Annotated in this window: 33 protein-coding genes; all 33 read right to left on the bottom strand. The window is 34.8% G+C overall.

All coding sequences use genetic code 11. The annotated features are described in order from the left end of the window. Positions 1-33: 33 nt before the first annotated feature. Entirely contained in the window at positions 34-1,311 is a 1,278-nt protein-coding gene (locus DMA14_RS09060) for a citrate synthase (RefSeq protein ID WP_111424379.1), read from the bottom strand. Positions 1,312-1,464: 153 nt separating this feature from the next. Then, positions 1,465-2,757, bottom strand: a complete 1,293-nt coding sequence (eno, locus tag DMA14_RS09055; protein WP_008464336.1) for a phosphopyruvate hydratase — start codon at positions 2,755-2,757, stop codon at positions 1,465-1,467. Positions 2,758-2,868: 111 nt separating this feature from the next. Continuing rightward, the gene (gene carA / locus DMA14_RS09050) at positions 2,869-3,978 is read right to left on the bottom strand and encodes a glutamine-hydrolyzing carbamoyl-phosphate synthase small subunit (RefSeq protein ID WP_111424378.1); all 1,110 of its coding nucleotides are present in this window, start codon (positions 3,976-3,978) and stop codon (positions 2,869-2,871) included. 247 nt (positions 3,979-4,225) lie between these two features. Beyond that, positions 4,226-4,717: a 50S ribosomal protein L17 gene (gene rplQ, locus DMA14_RS09045; RefSeq protein WP_008464331.1), complete on the bottom strand. Its 492-nt coding sequence runs from the start codon at positions 4,715-4,717 to the stop codon at positions 4,226-4,228. Positions 4,718-4,779: 62 nt separating this feature from the next. Then, a complete protein-coding gene (locus tag DMA14_RS09040; RefSeq protein WP_008464329.1) occupies positions 4,780-5,772 on the bottom strand; it encodes a DNA-directed RNA polymerase subunit alpha in 993 nt (330 codons plus the stop codon). A gap of 21 nt (positions 5,773-5,793) precedes the next feature. Continuing rightward, positions 5,794-6,399 carry a 30S ribosomal protein S4 gene (gene rpsD, locus DMA14_RS09035; protein ID WP_095931494.1) on the bottom strand — a complete coding sequence of 202 codons (606 nt, stop codon included), beginning with the start codon at positions 6,397-6,399 and terminating at the stop codon, positions 5,794-5,796. A gap of 91 nt (positions 6,400-6,490) precedes the next feature. After that, on the bottom strand, positions 6,491-6,874 hold the full coding sequence (gene rpsK / locus DMA14_RS09030) for a 30S ribosomal protein S11 (RefSeq protein ID WP_026727866.1): 384 nt from the start codon (positions 6,872-6,874) through the stop codon (positions 6,491-6,493). Between the two features lie 8 nt (positions 6,875-6,882). Then, on the bottom strand, positions 6,883-7,257 hold the full coding sequence (gene rpsM, locus DMA14_RS09025; RefSeq protein ID WP_008464322.1) for a 30S ribosomal protein S13: 375 nt from the start codon (positions 7,255-7,257) through the stop codon (positions 6,883-6,885). 2 nt (positions 7,258-7,259) lie between these two features. Next, complete coding sequence (ykgO, locus tag DMA14_RS09020; protein WP_002987490.1) at positions 7,260-7,376, bottom strand: type B 50S ribosomal protein L36; 117 nt, start codon at positions 7,374-7,376, stop codon at positions 7,260-7,262. Positions 7,377-7,388: 12 nt separating this feature from the next. Then, positions 7,389-7,604 (bottom strand): translation initiation factor IF-1, encoded by a 216-nt coding sequence (gene infA, locus DMA14_RS09015; RefSeq protein WP_007136545.1) that lies wholly within the window; start codon positions 7,602-7,604, stop codon positions 7,389-7,391. A gap of 7 nt (positions 7,605-7,611) precedes the next feature. After that, positions 7,612-8,958, bottom strand: coding sequence for a preprotein translocase subunit SecY (gene secY, locus DMA14_RS09010; RefSeq protein ID WP_007803669.1), 1,347 nt, complete (start codon positions 8,956-8,958; stop codon positions 7,612-7,614). 13 nt (positions 8,959-8,971) lie between these two features. Continuing rightward, positions 8,972-9,424, bottom strand: coding sequence for a 50S ribosomal protein L15 (gene rplO, locus DMA14_RS09005; RefSeq protein WP_109190654.1), 453 nt, complete (start codon positions 9,422-9,424; stop codon positions 8,972-8,974). A gap of 11 nt (positions 9,425-9,435) precedes the next feature. Next, positions 9,436-9,618, bottom strand: a complete 183-nt coding sequence (rpmD, locus tag DMA14_RS09000) for a 50S ribosomal protein L30 (protein WP_008464315.1) — start codon at positions 9,616-9,618, stop codon at positions 9,436-9,438. A gap of 11 nt (positions 9,619-9,629) precedes the next feature. After that, positions 9,630-10,154: a 30S ribosomal protein S5 gene (rpsE, locus tag DMA14_RS08995; RefSeq protein ID WP_085949269.1), complete on the bottom strand. Its 525-nt coding sequence runs from the start codon at positions 10,152-10,154 to the stop codon at positions 9,630-9,632. A gap of 3 nt (positions 10,155-10,157) precedes the next feature. Beyond that, entirely contained in the window at positions 10,158-10,508 is a 351-nt protein-coding gene (rplR, locus tag DMA14_RS08990) for a 50S ribosomal protein L18 (RefSeq protein ID WP_008464310.1), read from the bottom strand. An 11-nt stretch (positions 10,509-10,519) separates the two neighbouring features. Further along, positions 10,520-11,062: a 50S ribosomal protein L6 gene (gene rplF, locus DMA14_RS08985; RefSeq protein ID WP_111424377.1), complete on the bottom strand. Its 543-nt coding sequence runs from the start codon at positions 11,060-11,062 to the stop codon at positions 10,520-10,522. Positions 11,063-11,080: 18 nt separating this feature from the next. Further along, complete coding sequence (gene rpsH, locus DMA14_RS08980) at positions 11,081-11,479, bottom strand: 30S ribosomal protein S8 (protein ID WP_008464306.1); 399 nt, start codon at positions 11,477-11,479, stop codon at positions 11,081-11,083. Positions 11,480-11,583: 104 nt separating this feature from the next. After that, positions 11,584-11,853, bottom strand: a complete 270-nt coding sequence (gene rpsN, locus DMA14_RS08975; RefSeq protein ID WP_008464305.1) for a 30S ribosomal protein S14 — start codon at positions 11,851-11,853, stop codon at positions 11,584-11,586. Between the two features lie 3 nt (positions 11,854-11,856). Then, a complete protein-coding gene (gene rplE, locus DMA14_RS08970) occupies positions 11,857-12,408 on the bottom strand; it encodes a 50S ribosomal protein L5 (RefSeq protein WP_017495015.1) in 552 nt (183 codons plus the stop codon). A 2-nt stretch (positions 12,409-12,410) separates the two neighbouring features. Next, entirely contained in the window at positions 12,411-12,725 is a 315-nt protein-coding gene (rplX, locus tag DMA14_RS08965) for a 50S ribosomal protein L24 (RefSeq protein WP_007803650.1), read from the bottom strand. Positions 12,726-12,737: 12 nt separating this feature from the next. Next, positions 12,738-13,106 (bottom strand): 50S ribosomal protein L14, encoded by a 369-nt coding sequence (gene rplN / locus DMA14_RS08960; protein ID WP_007803649.1) that lies wholly within the window; start codon positions 13,104-13,106, stop codon positions 12,738-12,740. A 2-nt stretch (positions 13,107-13,108) separates the two neighbouring features. Continuing rightward, positions 13,109-13,369, bottom strand: a complete 261-nt coding sequence (rpsQ, locus tag DMA14_RS08955; protein ID WP_012022485.1) for a 30S ribosomal protein S17 — start codon at positions 13,367-13,369, stop codon at positions 13,109-13,111. A 17-nt stretch (positions 13,370-13,386) separates the two neighbouring features. Next, the gene (gene rpmC / locus DMA14_RS08950) at positions 13,387-13,578 is read right to left on the bottom strand and encodes a 50S ribosomal protein L29 (protein WP_008464297.1); all 192 of its coding nucleotides are present in this window, start codon (positions 13,576-13,578) and stop codon (positions 13,387-13,389) included. Between the two features lie 12 nt (positions 13,579-13,590). After that, positions 13,591-14,016 carry a 50S ribosomal protein L16 gene (rplP, locus tag DMA14_RS08945; RefSeq protein WP_008464295.1) on the bottom strand — a complete coding sequence of 142 codons (426 nt, stop codon included), beginning with the start codon at positions 14,014-14,016 and terminating at the stop codon, positions 13,591-13,593. A 19-nt stretch (positions 14,017-14,035) separates the two neighbouring features. Then, positions 14,036-14,794 carry a 30S ribosomal protein S3 gene (gene rpsC / locus DMA14_RS08940; protein ID WP_008464292.1) on the bottom strand — a complete coding sequence of 253 codons (759 nt, stop codon included), beginning with the start codon at positions 14,792-14,794 and terminating at the stop codon, positions 14,036-14,038. Between the two features lie 5 nt (positions 14,795-14,799). Next, entirely contained in the window at positions 14,800-15,213 is a 414-nt protein-coding gene (gene rplV, locus DMA14_RS08935; protein WP_007803631.1) for a 50S ribosomal protein L22, read from the bottom strand. 8 nt (positions 15,214-15,221) lie between these two features. Next, positions 15,222-15,500 (bottom strand): 30S ribosomal protein S19, encoded by a 279-nt coding sequence (gene rpsS / locus DMA14_RS08930; RefSeq protein WP_008464288.1) that lies wholly within the window; start codon positions 15,498-15,500, stop codon positions 15,222-15,224. 6 nt (positions 15,501-15,506) lie between these two features. Continuing rightward, positions 15,507-16,331, bottom strand: coding sequence for a 50S ribosomal protein L2 (gene rplB, locus DMA14_RS08925; protein ID WP_008464287.1), 825 nt, complete (start codon positions 16,329-16,331; stop codon positions 15,507-15,509). A gap of 9 nt (positions 16,332-16,340) precedes the next feature. After that, positions 16,341-16,631, bottom strand: coding sequence for a 50S ribosomal protein L23 (gene rplW / locus DMA14_RS08920; RefSeq protein WP_008464286.1), 291 nt, complete (start codon positions 16,629-16,631; stop codon positions 16,341-16,343). A gap of 7 nt (positions 16,632-16,638) precedes the next feature. Further along, the gene (gene rplD, locus DMA14_RS08915; protein WP_111424376.1) at positions 16,639-17,268 is read right to left on the bottom strand and encodes a 50S ribosomal protein L4; all 630 of its coding nucleotides are present in this window, start codon (positions 17,266-17,268) and stop codon (positions 16,639-16,641) included. After that, positions 17,268-17,885 (bottom strand): 50S ribosomal protein L3, encoded by a 618-nt coding sequence (gene rplC, locus DMA14_RS08910; RefSeq protein WP_008464284.1) that lies wholly within the window; start codon positions 17,883-17,885, stop codon positions 17,268-17,270. Before rplC ends, rplD begins: the two co-directional genes overlap by 1 nt. Positions 17,886-18,290: 405 nt before the next feature. Beyond that, entirely contained in the window at positions 18,291-18,596 is a 306-nt protein-coding gene (gene rpsJ / locus DMA14_RS08905) for a 30S ribosomal protein S10 (RefSeq protein WP_007803605.1), read from the bottom strand. Between the two features lie 10 nt (positions 18,597-18,606). Then, positions 18,607-20,763, bottom strand: coding sequence for an elongation factor G (gene fusA, locus DMA14_RS08900; protein ID WP_111364460.1), 2,157 nt, complete (start codon positions 20,761-20,763; stop codon positions 18,607-18,609). Positions 20,764-20,772 lie beyond the last annotated feature (9 nt).

Genomic DNA, 20,772 nt, shown 5'->3' with positions numbered 1-20,772 from the left:
AAAGCTTCACATGTAAGTGAAGCTTTCGTTTTTTTATTTATTAGACTTAAACTCTCGTAAAGGGTGTCCTGTATAAATTTGTCTTGGTCTTCCGATTGGTTCTTTGTTTTCACGCATTTCTTTCCATTGCGCAATCCAACCTGGTAATCTTCCAATTGCAAACATTACAGTAAACATATCAGTTGGAATCCCTAAAGCTCTGTAGATAATTCCAGAGTAGAAATCAACGTTTGGATATAAGTTTCTTGATTTGAAGTATTCATCTTCAAGAGCTGCTTTTTCTAATTTTCTAGCAATCTCTAAAATTGGGTCTTCAACACCTAAAGTTTCCAATACTTCTGTTGCTGCTTTTTTGATGATTTTAGCTCTTGGATCAAAGTTTTTGTAAACTCTATGTCCGAATCCCATTAAACGGAATGGATCATTTTTATCTTTTGCTTTCGCTAAAAACTTATCTGTATCCCCACCGTCTTTGTTTATTTCTTCTAACATTTCAAGTACTGCTTGGTTTGCACCACCATGAAGTGGCCCCCATAAAGCAGAAACTCCTGCAGAAACTGAAGCAAATAAACCTGCGTGAGAAGAACCTACCATTCTAACCGTAGAAGTAGAACAATTTTGTTCGTGATCTGCATGAAGAATAAATAATTTATCTAAAGCATTTACAATTACTGGATTTGCAGCATAAGGCCCTGTAGGCAATTTAAACATTAATTGCATGAAGCTTTCTACATAACCCTTTGTATTATCATAGTAATTTAAAGGATAACCCATAGATTTTCTGTAAGTCCATGTAGCAATCACTAAAAATTTCGCCATTGTTTTACAAATAGCTTCATACATTTCTTTTTCGTTATCAACATTAACCGCTTTAGGATTAAAAGCCGTTAAAGCGCTTGTTAAAGCAGATAACACTCCCATAGGGTGAGCTGTTTTAGGGAAGCCATCGATGATATTTTTCATTTCTTCGTTTACCAAAGAATGTTTTTTAATACCATTTTCAAAATCTTCTAACTGTTTAGCCGTAGGCAATTCACCAAAAATCAAAAGGTATGAAACCTCTAAAAAACTAGCTTTTTCAGCAAGATCTTCGATTGAATATCCTCTGTAACGTAAAATTCCTTCTTCTCCATCTAGGAAAGTGATTTCACTTGTACAAGATCCTGAATTCTTATACCCTGGATCAAGAGTAATATAACCTGTTAAATCACGTAATTTGTTGATATCGATAGCTGATTCGTTTTCACTCCCTGTGATTACTGGAAGCTCAATCTTTTTACCATCTATTTCTAATGTAGCTATTTTTGACATAATATACTGGAAATAATTCTTTAAATAATAATTTATCAAATCTAATGAATTTAAGACTAATTAAAAAAAGAATACTGCTATGAATTTGTTAAAAGTCCAAAAAAAAACCATCCGCCGCAGCGGATGGTTTTTTCCAATATATAATTTATTCAATTATTTGATTTTAAAAGCATTTAAACCAGGAAAATAAGCTGTACTTCCTAATTCTTCTTCAATTCTCAATAATTGGTTGTATTTAGCCATACGATCTGAACGTGAAGCAGAACCTGTTTTAATTTGACCACAGTTTAAAGCAACAGCTAAGTCAGCAATTGTATTATCTTCAGTTTCTCCAGAACGGTGAGACATTACAGATGTATAACCAGCATTTTTCGCCATGTTTACAGCAGCAATTGTTTCAGTTAAAGTTCCAATTTGGTTTACTTTTACCAAGATAGAGTTAGCAATTCCTTTTTCGATACCAGTTGACAAGCGAGCAACATTAGTAACAAACAAATCATCACCTACTAATTGTACTTTATCACCAATTTTTTCAGTTAAAGCTTTCCATCCATCCCAGTCATCTTCGTACATACCGTCTTCGATAGAGATAATTGGATATTTAGCAGCAAGTTCAGCTAAGTATTCAGCTTGCTCAGCAGAAGTTCTGATTTTTCCAGTTTCACCTTCAAATTTAGTATAATCGTATTTTCCGTTTACATAAAATTCAGAAGCAGCGCAGTCAAGAGCAATCATAATTTCATCACCAAAAGAATATCCTGCTTTTTCAACTGCAAGTTTGATAGTATCTAAAGCATCTTCAGTACCACCTGCTAAGTTTGGAGCAAAACCTCCTTCATCACCTACAGCAGTACTCAAACCTCTATCATGTAATACTTTTTTCAAGTTGTGGAAAATTTCAGTTCCCATTTGCATTGCATGTGTAAAAGAAGTTGCTTTTACAGGGAAAATCATAAACTCTTGAAATGCGATAGGCGCATCAGAGTGAGAACCACCATTAATGATGTTCATCATCGGAACAGGCAACGTATTAGCAGAAACACCTCCTACGTATCTATATAATGGCAAACCAAGTTCGTTAGCAGCAGCTTTTGCAGCAGCTAAAGAAACTCCTAAAATAGCATTAGCTCCTAATTTAGATTTATTTGGTGTACCATCTAAATCAATCATTAATTGGTCAATTGTGTTTTGTTCGAAAACAGAAGTTCCAACTAATTCTTCAGCAATAATAGTATTTACATTATTCACTGCATTCAAAACACCTTTACCTAGATAAGCTTTACCACCATCACGTAATTCAACAGCTTCGTGCTCTCCAGTTGATGCTCCAGATGGAACAGCAGCTCTACCTAAAACTCCATTTTCAGTTACTACATCAACTTCAATAGTAGGATTACCTCTAGAATCAAGAATTTGTCTTGCGTGAACTTTAATTATAATACTCATTATTTTTGTTTTTTATTAATAAATTATATTTTTTTTTCGAAATTATAAAAATATTTAATACTATAAACGAGCTCTAGTCATTAAACCCGTTTATTTATTAACTACATCGTTTTAGACTTTGCTACTTTTAATATTCTCTACAAATTGGTCAAATAAATATGACGAATCGTGTGGTCCTGGACTAGCCTCTGGGTGATATTGAACTGAAAAGCAATTTTTATTCTTCATTCGCATTCCAGCAACAGTACCATCATTTAAATGCAAGTGAGTAATTTCTAACTCTGGATGATTTTCTAATTGTTCTTTTCTAACGGCAAACCCATGATTCTGAGAAGTTATTTCACCTTTACCTGTAATAATGTTCTTAACTGGGTGATTAATTCCTCTGTGCCCATTAAACATTTTATAAGTTTCAATACCATTTGCAAGACCAATCACTTGGTGCCCTAAACAGATTCCGAATAAAGGTTTATTATCTTCCAAAATTTCTTTTGCAACCTGAATTGCTCCGAATAAAGGATCTGGATCTCCAGGTCCATTTGACAAGAAATACCCATCTGGATTAAACTCAGACATATCCTTGTAAGTTGAATCGAAAGGATACACCTTAATATAACAATCTCTTTTGGCAAGATTTCTCAAAATATTCTTTTTGATACCAAGATCTAAAGCCGAGATTTTATAAGTAGCATTTTCGTTTCCAAAGAAGTATGGCTCTTTAGTAGAAACTTTTGATGCCAACTCCAAACCTTCCATATTTGGCACATTAGCCAATTCTTTTTTCAAATCCTCGATTGAAGTACCATCTGTACAAATAACAGCATTCATTGCGCCATTATCGCGGATGTAGCTTACAAGTGCACGCGTATCAACATCAGAAATACAGATCAAATTTTGTTTAGTGAAATAATCTTCTAAACTCCCAGAAGCATTTTCTCTAGAATAATTAAAACTAAAGTTTTTACAAACTAAACCGGCAATTTTAATACTATCAGATTCAACTTCAGAATCATTAACACCATAGTTTCCGATATGTGTATTTGTAGCAACCATAATTTGTCCGAAATAAGAAGGGTCAGTAAAGATTTCCTGATACCCTGTCATTCCAGTATTAAAACAAACTTCACCAAAAGTTTTACCGCTGATTCCGATAGATTTTCCGTGAAAGATTGTTCCGTCACTAAGTAATAAAATGGCGCTTTGTCGTGTTGTGTATTTCATTATTTAATTTGTATTGTTTTTTTTAATCAAGTTATAAAACCGAAACATAGGTTTTAAGTGTAATTAGAATTTTGCAAATTTACTTCTTTAAAATAGCCCTTCCAAGATTTTTTAAAACTTTCATTCGTAAAAATAAAACCTATCATTTTAAATAAGTTACATTTCTTTCATTTCAAAAAAATCAAAAAAAAAGGATAAACTAAAAATTAGTTTATCCTTTAATATTATAGAATGATTACTCTCATAATTATTCAGAAGCTTCAGTAGTCGTTTCTGATTCAGCAGCAGGGGCTTCAGGAGCAGCAGTTTCAGCTTTTTTAGCTTTACCACCACGACGGCTTTTCGCTTTTTTAACTTCTTTTTTACCTCCGTTGTAAAGTTCATTGAAGTCAACAAGTTCGATCATCGCCATATCAGCGTTATCTCCCAAACGATTTCCAACTTTAATGATACGAGTGTATCCACCTGGACGGTCACCTACTTTAGCAGCAACATCTCTGAACAAATCAGTTACAGCATATTTGTTACGTAAGTAAGCAAAAACAATACGACGATTGTGAGTCGTATCCTCTTTTGACTTTGTGATTAAAGGCTCAACAAATTGTTTAAGCGCTTTAGCTTTAGCAACAGTAGTGTTAATACGTTTGTGCTCAATAAGAGAACAAGCCATATTAGCTAACATAGCTTTTCTATGTCCAGTCTGTCTGCTTAAGTGGTTGAATTTTTTTCCGTGTCTCATGACGTGTTTTTTTTATCTTCATCTTGCTACGATCCACTATGGAGAGCAAAATATGAAGTAAATTATTCTTTATCTAATTTGTATTTAGCTAAATCCATTCCGAAAGTTAAATTCTTCACTGCAACAAGTTCATCAAGTTCTGTTAAAGATTTTTTACCAAAATTACGGAATTTCATTAGGTCATTTTTATTGAACGATACTAAATCACCAAGTGTATCAACTTCAGCCGCTTTCAAGCAATTTAATGCTCTCACAGATAAATCCATATCAACAAGCTTAGTTTTAAGCAATTGTCTCATATGCAATGACTCTTCATCATACGATTCTGTTTGTGCAATTTCGTCAGCCTCAAGTGTAATTCTTTCGTCAGAGAATAACATGAAATGGTGAATTAAAACTTTAGCAGCTTCAGTAAGAGCATCTTTTGGATTAATAGATCCATCAGTTTTGATTTCAAAAACTAATTTTTCGTAATCTGTTTTTTGCTCTACACGGAAATTTTCGATTGCATATTTTACATTTTTTACCGGAGTAAAAATAGAATCTGTAAAAATTGTTCCAATTGCAGCATTCTGTTTTTTGTTCTCTTCAGCAGGAACGTATCCTCTACCTTTCTCGATTGTTAAATCGAAGTTCAATTTGATTTTAGAATCTAAATTACAGATAACAAGGTCTGGATTCAAAACTTGAAAACCTGAGATAAATTTTTGAAAATCACCTGCTGTTAATTGATCTTTACCAGAAACAGAAATAGTAACTGATTCATTATCGATATCTTCAATCTGACGTTTGAAACGTACTTGTTTTAGATTAAGGATAATTTCGGTAACATCCTCAACAACACCTGAAATAGTAGAAAACTCATGATCTACACCTTCGATACGAACAGATGTAATTGCATAACCTTCTAACGCTGAAAGCAAAACTCTTCTAAGTGCATTACCAACTGTCAATCCGTAACCAGGCTCTAAAGGTCTAAACTCAAATTTACCTTCAAAATCGGTTGAATCGATCATGATAACTTTATCGGGCTTTTGAAAATTAAATATTGCCATAAATTTCGACTAAGTCAATTATTATTTGTTGTACAACTCTACGATTAATTGTTCTTTAATGTTTTCTGGAATTTGAAGTCTCGCAGGTACAGAAACGAAAGTTCCTTCTTTAAGATCATTGTTCCAAGTAATCCATTCATAAACATGACTTGAATTTGATAAAGAACGTTCGATAGCTTCTAAAGATTTAGATTTTTCACGAACTGCAACTTTATCACCAGGCTTAAGGTGGTAAGAAGGAATATTAACAACCTCTCCATTTACAGTAACGTGTCTGTGAGAAACGATTTGACGCGCACCTCTTCTAGATGGAGCAATTCCCATTCTAAAAACAACATTATCTAATCTTGCTTCGCATAATTGTAATAAAACTTCACCAGTTACTCCTTTAGTCGCTGATGCTTTTTCGAATAAATTTCTGAATTGTTTTTCTAAAATTCCGTAAGAATATTTAGCTTTTTGCTTTTCCATTAACTGAACAGCGTACTCAGATTTTTTTCCTCTTTTTTTAGCCATCCCGTGTTGTCCAGGTGGGTAATTTCTTTTTTCGAAAGATTTATCATCTCCGAAGATTGCCTCGCCAAATTTACGAGCGATTTTGGTTTTAGGACCAGTATATCTTGCCATTTTAAAAAAAATTTAAGGTAGAAATTATGAATTCAGGTCTAATCCTTCGATAATCTATGTTCTCCCTTGTTTATACTATAAAAATAAAAAATTAAACTCTACGTCTTTTTGGAGGACGACATCCGTTGTGTGGCATTGGAGTAACATCAATAATTTCAGTAACTTCAATTCCACCGTTATGAATAGAACGGATAGCAGACTCACGTCCGTTACCTGGTCCTTTTACATAAACTTTCACTTTTTTAAGTCCTGCCTCAAGTGCTACTTTAGCGCAATCTTCTGCTGCCATTTGAGCTGCGTAAGGAGTGTTCTTTTTAGAACCTCTGAAACCCATTTTACCAGCTGAAGACCAAGAGATAACTTCACCTTTCTTATTAGTCAAAGAAATAATAATGTTATTAAAAGTGGCAGAAATATGAGCCTCACCCGTTGATTCAACGATAACTTTACGTTTTTTTGCAGTTGCTTTAGCCATATTACTTATTATTTAGTTGCTTTTTTCTTGTTAGCAACAGTTTTTCTTTTACCTTTTCTTGTTCTTGAGTTGTTTTTAGTTCTTTGCCCTCTTAATGGAAGACCAGATCTATGACGAATACCTCTGTAACATCCAATATCCATTAAACGTTTAATGTTTAAAGAAATTTCAGAACGTAATTCTCCTTCGATTTTGTAAAATGAAACAGCTTCACGAATTGCTCCGATCTCATCATCATTCCAATCTTGAACTTTTTTATCTTGGCTAACTTGAGCTTTTTCTAAAATCTCAATAGCTCTACTTTTTCCTAATCCGAAGATGTAGGTAAGTGCGATAACACCTCTTTTGTTTTTTGGGATATCTACCCCTGCTATTCTTGCCATAATTATCCTTGTCTTTGTTTAAATCTAGGATTCTTTTTGTTTATTACGTACAGTCTCCCTTTTCTACGCACGATAATGCACTCGGCACTTCTCTTTTTTACTGATGCTCTAACTTTCATAGTGAATATCCTTTAATATCGATAAGTAATTCTTGCTTTTGACAAATCGTAAGGACTCATTTCTAGTTTCACTTTATCACCAGGTAATAATTTGATGTAATGCATTCGCATTTTACCAGAAATATGAGCAATTACAATATGTCCATTTTCTAACTCTACACGGAACATCGCATTTGATAATGCTTCAATGATTGATCCGTCTTGTTCTATTGCTGATTGTTTTGCCATAAATATATTAAGCTACCGCTTTTCTATTTTTACCAGTCTTCATTAAACCATCATAATGTTTGTTTAACAAGTATGAATTGATTTGTTGAATAGTATCTATTGCAACACCAACCATAATTATTAATGAGGTACCTCCAAAAAACATTGCCCAAGATTGTTGTACATCCATAATACTTACAACAATAGCTGGGAACACAGCAATCAAAGCAAGGAATAAAGATCCTGGGAAAGTTATTAAAGACATCACCTTATCAAGGAAATCAGAAGTTTCTGCTCCAGGACGAACTCCAGGAATAAAACCGCCGCTTCTCTTTAAATCATCAGCCATTTTGTTAGTAGGTACTGTGATTGCAGTATAAAAGAATGTAAATACAATAATTAAAGTTGCAAAAACAAAATTATACCAGAAACCAAACATATTACTAAATGCACCAACAATAGATTGTGATGTATCTGATTTAGACAATCCAGCTACAGCCGCAGGAATAAACATAATTGCCTGAGCAAAAATAATTGGCATAACTCCAGAAGCATTAAGCTTTAGAGGAATCCATTGTCTATTACCTCCTGCCAAATCTTGCTCGTAATCTCCTGTAGTTGTACGACGAGCATACTGAACAGGGATTCTACGTACTGCCATTGTAAGCAATACACAAGAAATGATAACTAATAACCACACAATAATTTCAATAACTAATAACATTGGACCTCCATTGTTATTGGTAACACGAGTTGTAAACTCTTGGATAAAAGCTTGTGGTAAACGAGCTAAAATACCAACCATAATTAACAATGAAATACCATTTCCAATACCTTTATCTGTAATTTTCTCACCCAGCCACATAGCAAAAATTGTACCAGTAACCAAAATGATAACAGACGAGAACAAAAATTCAGGAGAATTAAAGCCTAGCAAAAATGCATTACTAGGCAATGTTCTGTATAAATTATAGATATAAGTTGGACCTTGAACCAATGTGATAGCGATTGTCAACCAACGAGTGATTTGATTAATCTTTTTTCTACCACTTTCCCCATCATTTTGAAGTTTTTGCAAATATGGAATCGCAATCCCCATCAACTGAACAACAATAGACGCAGAAATATAAGGCATGATACCTAAGGCAAAAACTGAAGCCTTAGAGAAAGCACCCCCGGTGAACATGTCTAGAATAGATCCTAGACCATTTTTAGTTTGTCCCGCTAAACCAGTCAATTGCGTTGCGTCAATTCCAGGAAGCGTAACGTGTGCTCCAAAACGATATACTAAAAGTAATCCTAATGTAATTAAGATTCTATTTTTTAGTTCTTCGATTTTCCAAACATTACTTATTGATTCAATAAATTTCTTCATCTTAATAGATAAGTTATATAGTTACAGCTTCTCCACCAGCAGCTTCAATAGCAGCTTTTGCAGTAGCAGTAAATTTGTGGGCAGTTACTTTTAATTTTGCTTTCAATTCTCCTCTACCTAAAATCTTAACGATTTCATTTTTAGTAGCTAGACGATTTGCTACGAAATCTGTCATAGAAACAGAATCAGTAATTACACCGTTATCAACTAATAATTGAAGAGTATCTAAATTAACACCTTCGTATTCTTTACGATTGATGTTTTTGAAACCAAACTTAGGTACACGTCTTTGAAGTGGCATCTGCCCTCCTTCAAAACCAATCTTTTTAGAATAACCAGAACGAGATTTTGCTCCTTTGTGTCCACGTGCAGCGGTACCACCTTTTCCAGAACCTTCTCCTCTACCTAATCTTTTATTTTGATTGTGTGTAGACCCCTCAGCAGGTTGTAAGTTACTTAAATTCATAACAGTATTTGTTATTTAGCTTCTTCTACAGAAACTAAGTGTTTAACTTTGTTTATCATCCCAAGGATAGCAGGATTTGACTCATGCTCCACAACTTGTCCAATTTTACGTAGACCTAAAGCTTCCAACCCTCTCTTTTGAGAAAGAGGACAGTTGATTTTGCTTCTTACTTGTTTTACTAATAATTTAGCCATAATTTCCTGAATTAACCTTTAAAAACTTTCTCTAAAGAAACACCTCTCTGTTTTGCAACAGTATGAGCGCTTCTCATTTGCAATAAAGCATCAAAAGTTGCTTTTACTACGTTATGTGGATTTGATGATCCTTGAGATTTAGACAATACATCGTGAATACCTACTGACTCAAGAACTGAACGAACAGCTCCACCAGCAATAACTCCAGTACCATGAGACGCTGGAATTAAGAATACACGTGCACCACCAAATTTACCTTTTTGCTCGTGAGGAACAGATTGTCCATTCAAAGGAATTCTAACTAAGTTTTTCTTAGCATCTTCTACTGCTTTCGCAATTGCCTCAGAAACGTCTTTAGATTTACCTAATCCATGACCAACTACTCCATTTTCATCACCTACAACTACAATAGCAGAAAAACCAAAAGCTCTACCTCCTTTTGTAACTTTAGTAACACGATTAACACTAACTAGACGATCTTTTAATTCAAGACCACTAGGTTTTACCAATTCTACATTTTTGTATTTAGACATAATATATTAGAATTTAAGTCCAGCGGCTCTTGCGCCTTCTGCTAATGATTTAATACGACCGTGATATAAATATCCACCTCTGTCAAAAGTGATGGTATCAATCCCAGCTTTTAACGCTTTCTCCGCAACTAGTTTTCCAACAGCAGCAGCTACTTCAACGTTAGTACCTTTTCCTATTTCTTTTTCTCTAGAAGATGCAGCTAAGATAGTAACTCCATTTACATCATCAATGATTTGAGCGTAAATTTCTTTATTACTTCTAAAAACAGAAAGTCTAGGTCTTGCAGCAGTACCACTAACCGATTTTCTAATTCTGAATTTAATTCTCTGTCTTCTTTCAGATTTTGTTAATGACATAATCTTATATTTTAAGCTGATTTACCTGCTTTTCTTCTTAATACTTCACCCACAAATTTAACACCTTTTCCTTTGTATGGCTCTGGCTTACGGAAACCTCTGATTTTCGCAGCAACTTGTCCTAAAAGTTGTTTATCAAATGATGTTAATTTTACGATTGGGTTCTTACCTTTTTCAGATATTGTTTCTAAAGATACTTCTGGAGCAATTTCTAAAACAATATTGTGAGAATATCCAAGAGCTAAATCTAACTTTTGTCCTTGGTTTGAAGCTCTATAACCAACTCCAACTAATTCAAGTTCTTTTGTAAAACCTTCAGATACACCAACAATCATATTACTGATTAATGCTCTGTATAATCCGTGTTTTGCTCTTTGGTCTTTATAATCAGATGATCTTTCAACTATGATTTGATCACCTTCAACTTTTACAGTTACGTCCGAAAACTCCTGAGTTAGTTGACCTTTTTTTCCTTTTACCGTAATACTACCGTCTTTAACTTCAACAGTTACACCAGCAGGAATTACAATTGGGCTTTTACCTATTCTTGACATCTTATCTAGTGTTTAAAATTAGTATACGTAACAAATTACCTCACCACCTACATTTAATTGCTTTGCTTGCTTTCCAGTCATCAAACCTTTTGATGTAGAAACGATAGCAATTCCTAATCCGTTAAGGATTCTTGGTAATTTGGCAGCACCTGCGTACTTACGTAAACCAGGTTTACTAATTCTTTGAATATCTTTAATTACAGGCTCTTTCGTATCTTTATCATACTTTAAAGCAATTTTGATAGAACCTTGAACCGTGTTCTGCTCAAATTTGTAACTTAAGATGTAACCTTGATCAAATAAGATCTTAGTTATCTCTTTTTTAAGATTAGATGCCGGAATTTCAACAACTTTGTGGTTTGCAGCCACAGCGTTACGAACTCTAGTCAAATAATCTGCAATAGGATCTGTATACATATGTATTTGATTGCGATTATGGTTTTCGGGAGACACCCGTCTCCCGAACCTTTAATCAATTAAAATTATTTTTTGGTTTGCAAAAGTAATAACTTATTGCGAGATTACCAAGATGCCTTTTTAACACCTGGAATTAATCCATTGTTAGCCATTTCACGGAAAGTTACACGTGAAATACCGAATTGACGGATATAACCTCTTGGTCTACCTGTTAATTTACAACGGTTGTGTAAACGAACTGGTGAAGCATTTTTAGGCAATCTTTGCAAACCTTCGTAGTCTCCAGCTTCTAATAAAGCTTTTCTCTTCTCAGCATACTTAGCTACCGTTTTCTCTCTTTTCACCTCGCGGGCTTTCATTGATTCTTTAGCCATGTCTTAATTCTTTTTAAAAGGTAATCCTAATTCAGCCAATAATGACTTTGCTTCCTTGTCTGTTTTTGCAGTAGTAACAAAAGTAATATCCATTCCTGAAATTTTGTTCACTTTGTCAATATCAATTTCTGGGAAAATGATTTGCTCTAAAACTCCAAGATTGTAGTTACCTCTTCCGTCGAAACCAGTAGCTTTAATACCACTAAAATCTCTAACACGTGGCAAAGCAGAAGTAATAAGTCTATCTAAAAACTCATACATTCTTTCTCCACGTAAAGTAACTTTTGCTCCAATAGGCATTCCTTTTCTCAATTTGAAAGACGCAACGTCTTTTTTAGAGATTGTAGAAACTGCTTTTTGTCCAGTGATCTTTGTTAACTCATCAACTGCATAGTCAATAAGTTTTTTATCAGATACAGCTGCACCAACTCCACGGCTCAAAACGATTTTTTCAAGTTTAGGAACTTGCATTACGTTTGTATATCCGAACTCTTCTTTAAGAGCAGAGATTACTCTACTCTTATATTCTTCTTTTAGTCTAGGTGTATATGCCATTACTATAGTACTTGATTAGATTTTTTTGAAAATCTTACTTTCTTATCTCCTTCTACTCTAATACCTACTCTAGTTGTTTCCTTAGTTTTAGGATCAATTAGAGAAATGTTAGAAATTTGAATAGAAGCCTCTTTCTTAACGATACCACCTTGAGGGTTTTTAGCACTTGGTTTTGTATGTTTTGAAACCATGTTTACACCTTCAACTATCGCTTTATTTTTCTCACGGTAAACACGTAAAACTTTACCTTCAGCACCTTTATGGTCTCCAGCAATAACTCTTACGATATCTCCTGATTTTATTTTTAGCTTTATCATCTTAAAAACGAATTAAAGCACTTCTGGTGCTAATGATACAATTTTCATGAATTGTTTTTCACGAAGTTCTCTTGCTACCGGACCAAAAACACGAGTTCCTCTCATTTCACCTGCAGCATTCAAAAGAACACATGCATTGTCATCGAAACGGATATAAGAACCATCAGCTCTTCTCACTTCTTTTTTAGTACGCACAACAACTGCAGTTGAAACAGCTCCTTTTTTCACGTTTCCGTTTGGAGTTGCATCTTTGATAGAAACTACAATTTTGTCACCAACAGAGGCATATCTTCTTTTAGTACCTCCTAAAACACGAATAGTTAAAACTTCTTTAGCTCCCGTGTTATCTGCTACTTTTAGTCTTGATTCTTGTTGTACCATAATTATTTAGCTCTTTCTAAGATTTCAACTAATCTCCAACATTTTGTTTTACTTAAAGGACGCGTTTCGCTAATTCTTACAGTATCTCCAATGTTACAGTCGTTTGTTTCGTCGTGTGCAACATATTTCTTAGTTTTCAACACGAACTTACCGTATAATGGGTGTTTTACTTTTCTTACTTCAGAAATAACGATAGATTTATCCATCTTATTTGAAGTAACAACACCTATTCTTTCTTTTCTTAAATTTCTTTTTTCTTCCATCTTTCAGCAGAATACAATTATTGTAACTCTCTTTTAGTTAACTCTGTAGCCAATCTTGCAACTGTTCTTCTAACGCTTCTAATTTGAAGTGGGTTAGCAATTGGAGAAATAGCGTGAGCCATTTTTAGGTCAGCATATACTTTCTTAGTTTGACTAAGCTTTTCTTGCAACTCCGCTGCAGAAAGATCTTTTATTTCTGATTGTTTCATAATAAATATAAATTATGCTTCGAAATCTCTAGCAACGACGAACTTAGTTTTTACTGGAAGTTTTTGAGCTGCAAGACGTAAAGCCTCTTTTGCAACTGACAATGGAACTCCTCCAACTTCAAACATAATTCTTCCTGGTTTAACAACAGCAGCCCAATATTCAACTGCTCCTTTACCTTTACCCATACGTACTTCAAGAGGCTTCTTAGTGATAGGTTTGTCTGGGAAAATTTTAATCCACAATTGTCCTTCTCTCTTCATGTAACGAGTTGCAGCGATACGCGCAGCTTCGATTTGACGAGATGTTAAGAACATTCCATCTTCATGTACAGATTTAATACCAAACATTCCATTTGAAAGTTCATGCCCTCTTTGAGAGTTACCTTTCATTCTACCTTTTTGTACCTTACGGTATTTTGTTCTTTTAGGCTGTAACATTTTTCTTTAGTTTAAAAATTTACTTTCTTTTACGAGCGTCTGGTTTTCCACCTTTGTTAAAGTTAGATTTGCCTCTAGGAGCATCTCCACCTTTTCCACCACCTGTACCAGATTGTTTTTTATCCATTCCAGCAAGTGGAGAAAGTTCTCTCTTACCGTAAACTTCACCTTTCATGATCCATACTTTGATACCCATTCTACCGTAAGTAGTGTGAGCTTCAGCCAAAGCATAATCAATGTCAGCTCTGAAAGTTGATAGAGGAATTCTACCTTCTTTGAAACCTTCTGAACGCGCCATCTCTGCACCATTCAAACGACCAGAAATCAAAACTTTGATACCTTCAGCGTTCATACGCATAGAAGCAGCAATAGCCATTTTGATTGCACGTCTGTAAGAAATACGGCTTTCGATTTGACGAGCGATGCTTGTAGCCACAAGATAAGCATCTAGCTCAGGTCTTTTAATTTCAAAGATGTTAATTTGAACCTCTTTGTCAGTAACTTTCTTAAGTTCTTCTTTTAACTTGTCTACCTCTTGTCCACCTTTTCCGATAATGATACCAGGTCTAGCAGTAGTGATAGTAACGGTTACAAGTTTCAAAGTTCTCTCAATGATTACTTTTGATACACTAGCTTTTGATAAACGAGCATGGATATACTTTCTGATTTTGTGATCTTCAGCTAATTTATCGCCGTAATCATTTCCACCATACCAGTTTGAGTCCCATCCTCTGATGATACCAAGTCTATTTCCAATTGGATTTGTCTTTTGTCCCATGCTGCTTAAGAATTGCTTTGTGTGTTATTTATAGCTCCAAGCACGATTGTAACGTGATTAGAACGTTTTCTTATTCTGTGTGCACGACCTTGTGGAGCTGGACGAAGTCTTTTCAACATCATTCCACCATCTACTCTGATCTCTTTAACAAATAATCCAGCTTCTTCTAAATTACCTTCACTATTTTTTTGCTCCCAGTTATTGATTGCAGATAATAATAGTTTTTCTAATTTTCTTGAAGCTTCTTTAGAACTGAATCTTAAAATGTTAAGTGCTCTTTCTACCTTCTGACCTCTTACCAAGTCCGCTACTAAGCGCATTTTTCTAGGTGAAGTAGGGCAGTTATTCAATTTTGCGAAAGCGATAGACTTATTAGCCTCTTTTCTCGCATCTGCTGTTTCTCTTTTACGAACTCCCATTGCTTCTTTTATTTTTTACCTTTATTTTTTGCTCCAGCATGACCTCTAAAAGATCTAGTTGGTGAAAACTCTCCTAATTTGTGACCTACCATGTTTTCTGTTACGTAAACTGGTACAAATTGACGACCGTTATGAACTGCGATAGTTTGTCCAACGAAATCTGGTGTAATCATTGAAGCTCTAGACCAAGTCTTAACAACTGCATTTTTACCACTTTCTACGTTTTCTTGAACTTTCTTGTCTAATTTATAATGAACGAAAGGTCCTTTTTTTAATGAACGTGCCATATCTTATTATTTCTTTCTACGTTCTACGATATACTTGTTACTCGGGTTTTTCTTAGAACGAGTTCTGTAACCTTTAGCTGGCAATCCGTTTCTTGAACGTGGGTGCCCTCCAGAAGAACGTCCTTCACCACCTCCCATAGGGTGATCAACAGGGTTCATCGCTACTGGTCTAGTTCTAGGTCTTCTTCCTAACCATCTTGTTCTACCTGCTTTTCCAGATACAACTAATTGGTGGTCAGAGTTAGAAACAGCTCCAATTGTAGCTGAACAAGTTAACAAGATTAATCTTGTCTCACCTGATGGCATTTTAATTGTTGCGTATTTCCCGTCTCTTGCCATTAACTGAGCAAAAGTTCCAGCTGAACGAGCAATAACAGCTCCTTGTCCTGGACGTAACTCAATACAAGATATAACAGTTCCAAGAGGAATTCTGCTTAAAGGTAAAGTATTACCAATCTCTGGTTGAGACTCTGGTCCAGAAACTAATTTCTGACCAACTTTCAATCCGTTTTGAGCGATAATATAAGTTTTCTCTCCATCAGCGTAAGCTAATAAAGCGATAAATGCAGTACGATTTGGATCGTATTCGATTGATTTCACTGTAGCTGGAATTCCATCTTTAGTTCTTTTGAAATCGATGATACGATATCTCTGCTTGTGACCACCACCCGTATAACGCATGGTCATCTTTCCTTGACTATTTCTACCTCCTGAGTTTTTTATCGGCGCTATCAAAGAGCGTTCCGGCTTATCAGTTGTAATAGCGTCATAACCATTCACAACTCTAAATCGCTGACCCGGGGTAATAGGTTTTAATTTTCTTACTGACATTTTTCTATCTTAGATATTGTTGTAAAAATCAATTGTTTCTCCTTCTTGTACTTGTACAATTGCTTTTTTATAAGCATTTGTCTTTCCACTGATTAAACCACTTTTAGTGTATTTAGTAGATCTATCTGGTCTCACATTCATTGTATTAACAGAAACGATAGTTACTCCATAAGCAGCCTCAACAGCTTTCTTAATCTCAACTTTGTTTGCTTTTTTGTTAACAACGAATCCGAAGCGGTTTAGAACTTCACTTTCTTTGGTTACTTTTTCCGTTACTATAGGTCTAATAATAATGCTCATATTCCTATTATTTACTTAAATTTTCTTCAATTAACTCTAAAGAACCTTCCAAAAGCACTAAATTGTTAGCGTTTAATATTGCGTAAGTGCTTAATTCTGAGCTAGTTACGACGTTTGAAGCCTTTAAATTACGTGACGACAAATATACGTTTTTATTTGACTCACCCAACACAAATAAAGATTTTTTATTCTCTAACCCTAAAGCTTTCAAAACGTTAATGAAATTTTTAGTGTTTGGCGCCTCAAAATTAAAGTCTTCTAAAACTACAATATTTGACTCTTTTGCTTTGATTGAGAAAGCCGATTTTCTAGCTAACCTCTTTAAGCCTTTATTCAATTTGAATGAATAACTTCTTGGTCTTGGCCCGAAAACTGTTCCACCACCTTTAAACAATGGACTCTTAACACTTCCTGCACGAGCAGTACCAGTTCCTTTTTGTTTTTTAATCTTACGCGTACTTCCTGTTACCTCAGCTCTTTCTTTAGCTTTATGAGTACCTTGTCTTTGATTAGCAAGATATTGCTTAACATCAAGATATACAGCGTGATTGTTTGGTTCAATTGCGAATACTGAATCAGAAAGTTGAACTTTTCTTCCAGTATCTTTTCCGTTGAAATCTAATACTTTTACTTCCATTACTTCTGAATGATTACATAAGAGTTTTTGTGCCCAGGAACACATCCTTTAACAACAAGTAGATTCTTTTCAGCAACTACTTTTAAAACTCTAAGGTTTTGAACTTTTACATTTTCTCCTCCCATTCTTCCAGCCATACGCATTCCTTTGAATACTCTAGATGGATAAGAAGAAGCTCCTACAGAACCTGGCGCTCTTAAACGGTTGTGCTGACCATGAGTAGCCTGTCCAACACCACCAAAACCGTGACGTTTAACAACACCTTGGAAACCTTTACCTTTAGATACACCCTGTACATCTACAAATTCTCCTTCTTCAAAAATAGTAACATCAATAAGATCTCCTAATTTTTGTTCAGTTGCAAAATCTTGGAATTCAACGACTTTTTTCTTAGCAACAGTTCCAGCTTTTTTAAAGTGCCCTAAAGCAGCTTTAGTAGAATGTTTCTCGTTTTTGTCATCGAAACCAAGTTGCAACGCTTCATACCCGTCAACCTCGTTGGTTCTGACTTGGGTAACAACGCATGGACCAGCTTCGATTACTGTACAAGGAATGTTTTTCCCGTTTTCGTCGAAAATACTAGTCATGCCGATTTTCTTACCAATTAACCCAGACATAAATATTAATTATTAATTACTAAAATTCCCTTCAATTTGAAAATAACAGAAATTTCCAAACAGGGAGTGCAAAAGTAGATATTAAAATTGAATAAACCAAACTGTTATAAAAATTAAATCGCTCATTATCAAAATCCAAGCATCAAAACAACACAAAAACAAACCATATTTACATCAAAACTCAAGCTCATTTATTCACTCTAAAAATATTTTTCACTTAACAATTAGCTAATAAATTCACAACAGAAAAAACTCGGACAGCCCTAAAACAAAGGACTTTACCTAAAGCTAAAAGATTTAAAAAAAACACAAAACCTCAATTTTTCCAAAACAAAAGCAACTTTTAAAAACAAAAAAAAGCGAGACAAAAATGCCTCGCTTTTTATATAAAAAAATATAAAAAAATTATACTTTAATTTCTACTTCAACTCCACTTGGCAATTCAAGTTTCATTAAAGCATCAATAGTTTTAGATGAAGATGAATAAATATCAATCAATCTCTTGTATGACATTACTTCAAATTGCTCTCTCGCTTTTTTGTTAACGTGCGGAGAACGCAATACAGTGAAAAGTTTTTTGTGAGTTGGCAACGGAATTGGACCTGTTACAACTGCTCCAGTAGTTTTTACTGTTTTTACGATCTTTTCAGCAGATTTATCTACTAACATGTGATCGTAAGATTTTAGTTTTATTCTGATTTTTTGACTCATTTTCTTAAAATTAAGCGTTACCTTTTGCTTTTTTGATTACCTCTTCTGAAATGTTAGAAGGTGTTTCCGCATAGTGAGAAAACTCCATTGTTGAAGTTGCTCTACCAGAAGATAATGTTCTTAATGTAGTCACATAACCAAACATTTCTGATAAAGGCACATCAGCTTTAATAGTTTTAGCACCATTTCTATCACCCATATCATTAACCTGACCTCTACGACGGTTCAAGTCACCTACGATATCACCCATGTTTTCTTCTGGAGTAATAACTTCGATTTTCATGATTGGCTCAAGAATAACAGCTCCAGCAGCACGTCCAGATTCTTTATAACCCATTCTTGCAGCTAATTCAAAAGAAAGAGCATCAGAATCCACAGGGTGGAAAGATCCGTCTAATAAAGTTACTTTTAAACTATCAACAGCGTATCCAGCTAACGGACCTGTTTTCATAGCCTCACGGAAACCTTTTTCAACAGCAGGGATATATTCTTTAGGAACGTTACCACCTTTTACCTCATTTACGAACTGTAATCCAACTGGAACTTTACCATCAACTTCATCAGCAGGCTCGATTCTAAATACGATATCACCGAATTTACCACGACCCCCAGATTGTTTCTTGTAAGTTTCTCTATGTTGAGCAGATTTAGTAAACGCCTCTTTGTATTCTACTTGCGGCTCACCTTGGTTAACCTCTACTTTAAACTCACGTTTCATACGATCAACTAAGATATCTAAGTGAAGCTCACCCATACCAGAAATAATAGTTTGACCTGAAGCCTCATCAGTTCTTACAGTAAACGTTGGATCCTCTTCAGCTAATTTAGCCAAAGCCATACCCATTTTATCAACGTCAGCTTTAGTTTTAGGCTCAATAGCAATACCAATTACTGGCTCTGGGAATTTCATAGATTCCAAGATAATTGGACTCTTTTCATCACACAAAGTATCTCCAGTTTTAATATCTTTAAATCCTACAGCAGCTCCAATATCTCCAGCCTCAATAAATTCGATTGGATTTTGTTTGTTAGCGTGCATTTGGTAAATACGAGAGATTCTCTCTTTGTTACCAGAACGAGTATTTAAAACATAAGAACCAGCATCTAAACGTCCAGAGTAAGCACGGAAGAAAGCTAAACGACCTACGAATGGGTCAGTAGCAATTTTAAATGCCAAAGCAGCGAACGGCTCTTTTACATCTGGGCGACGTAAGATTTTAGTTTGATCTTCCTCTAATAATTCAGCATCGTCAGGGTGAATTCCTTCAATACCTTCTTTATCTAATGGAGATGGTAAATACTTACAAACAGCATCTAACATGAATTGAACTCCTTTGTTTTTGAAAGAAGAACCAGCAAGCATAGGAATGATCGCCATATCAATAGTTGCAGCTCTTAAAGCATTATTGATTTCCTCCTCTGTAATAGAGTTTTCATCTTCCATGTATTTATCTAACAGATTCTCATCATAAGTAGCAATCTCTTCGATAAGGATAGAACGGTAGTGTTTCACATCATCAACCATATCAGCTGGGATATCAACAATATCAAAAGTAGCTCCTTGAGTTTCATCATGCCACACAATAGCTTGATTTTTAACTAAGTCAACAATACCTTTAAAATCTGCTTCATCACCAATAGGTAAAGTAATTGCAACCGCATTCGATTTCAACATATCTTTAACCTGTCCGCATACAGCTAAAAAGTTAGCACCTTGACGGTCCATTTTATTTACGAATCCCATACGAGGAACTCTATATTGATCAGCAAGTCTCCAGTTAGTTTCTGATTGAGGCTCAACACCATCAACAGCACTAAATAAGAAAACTAAACCATCAAGCACACGTAAAGAACGATTTACCTCTACAGTAAAGTCAACGTGTCCAGGAGTATCAATAATATTAAAGTGGTATGGTAATGATTCAGGAATAACTTTACCTTGCACAGTTGGAAAGTTCCAAGTACAAGTTGTAGCAGCAGAAGTAATTGTAATACCTCTTTCCTGCTCTTGAGCCATCCAGTCCATTGTTGCAGCACCATCGTGCACCTCACCAATTTTGTGTGACTTTCCAGTATAAAAAAGAATACGCTCAGTTGTTGTTGTTTTACCAGCATCAATGTGAGCAGCGATTCCGATATTTCTTGTATATTTTAAATCTCTAGCCATTTCTTACGA

The sequence above is a fragment of the Flavobacterium sharifuzzamanii genome (assembly GCF_003254585.1).
GTDB classification, from domain to species: Bacteria; Bacteroidota; Bacteroidia; order Flavobacteriales; family Flavobacteriaceae; genus Flavobacterium; species Flavobacterium sharifuzzamanii.
Note: the sequence above shows the minus strand (reverse complement) of the source record. Positions and strands in the feature narration are given on the sequence as shown.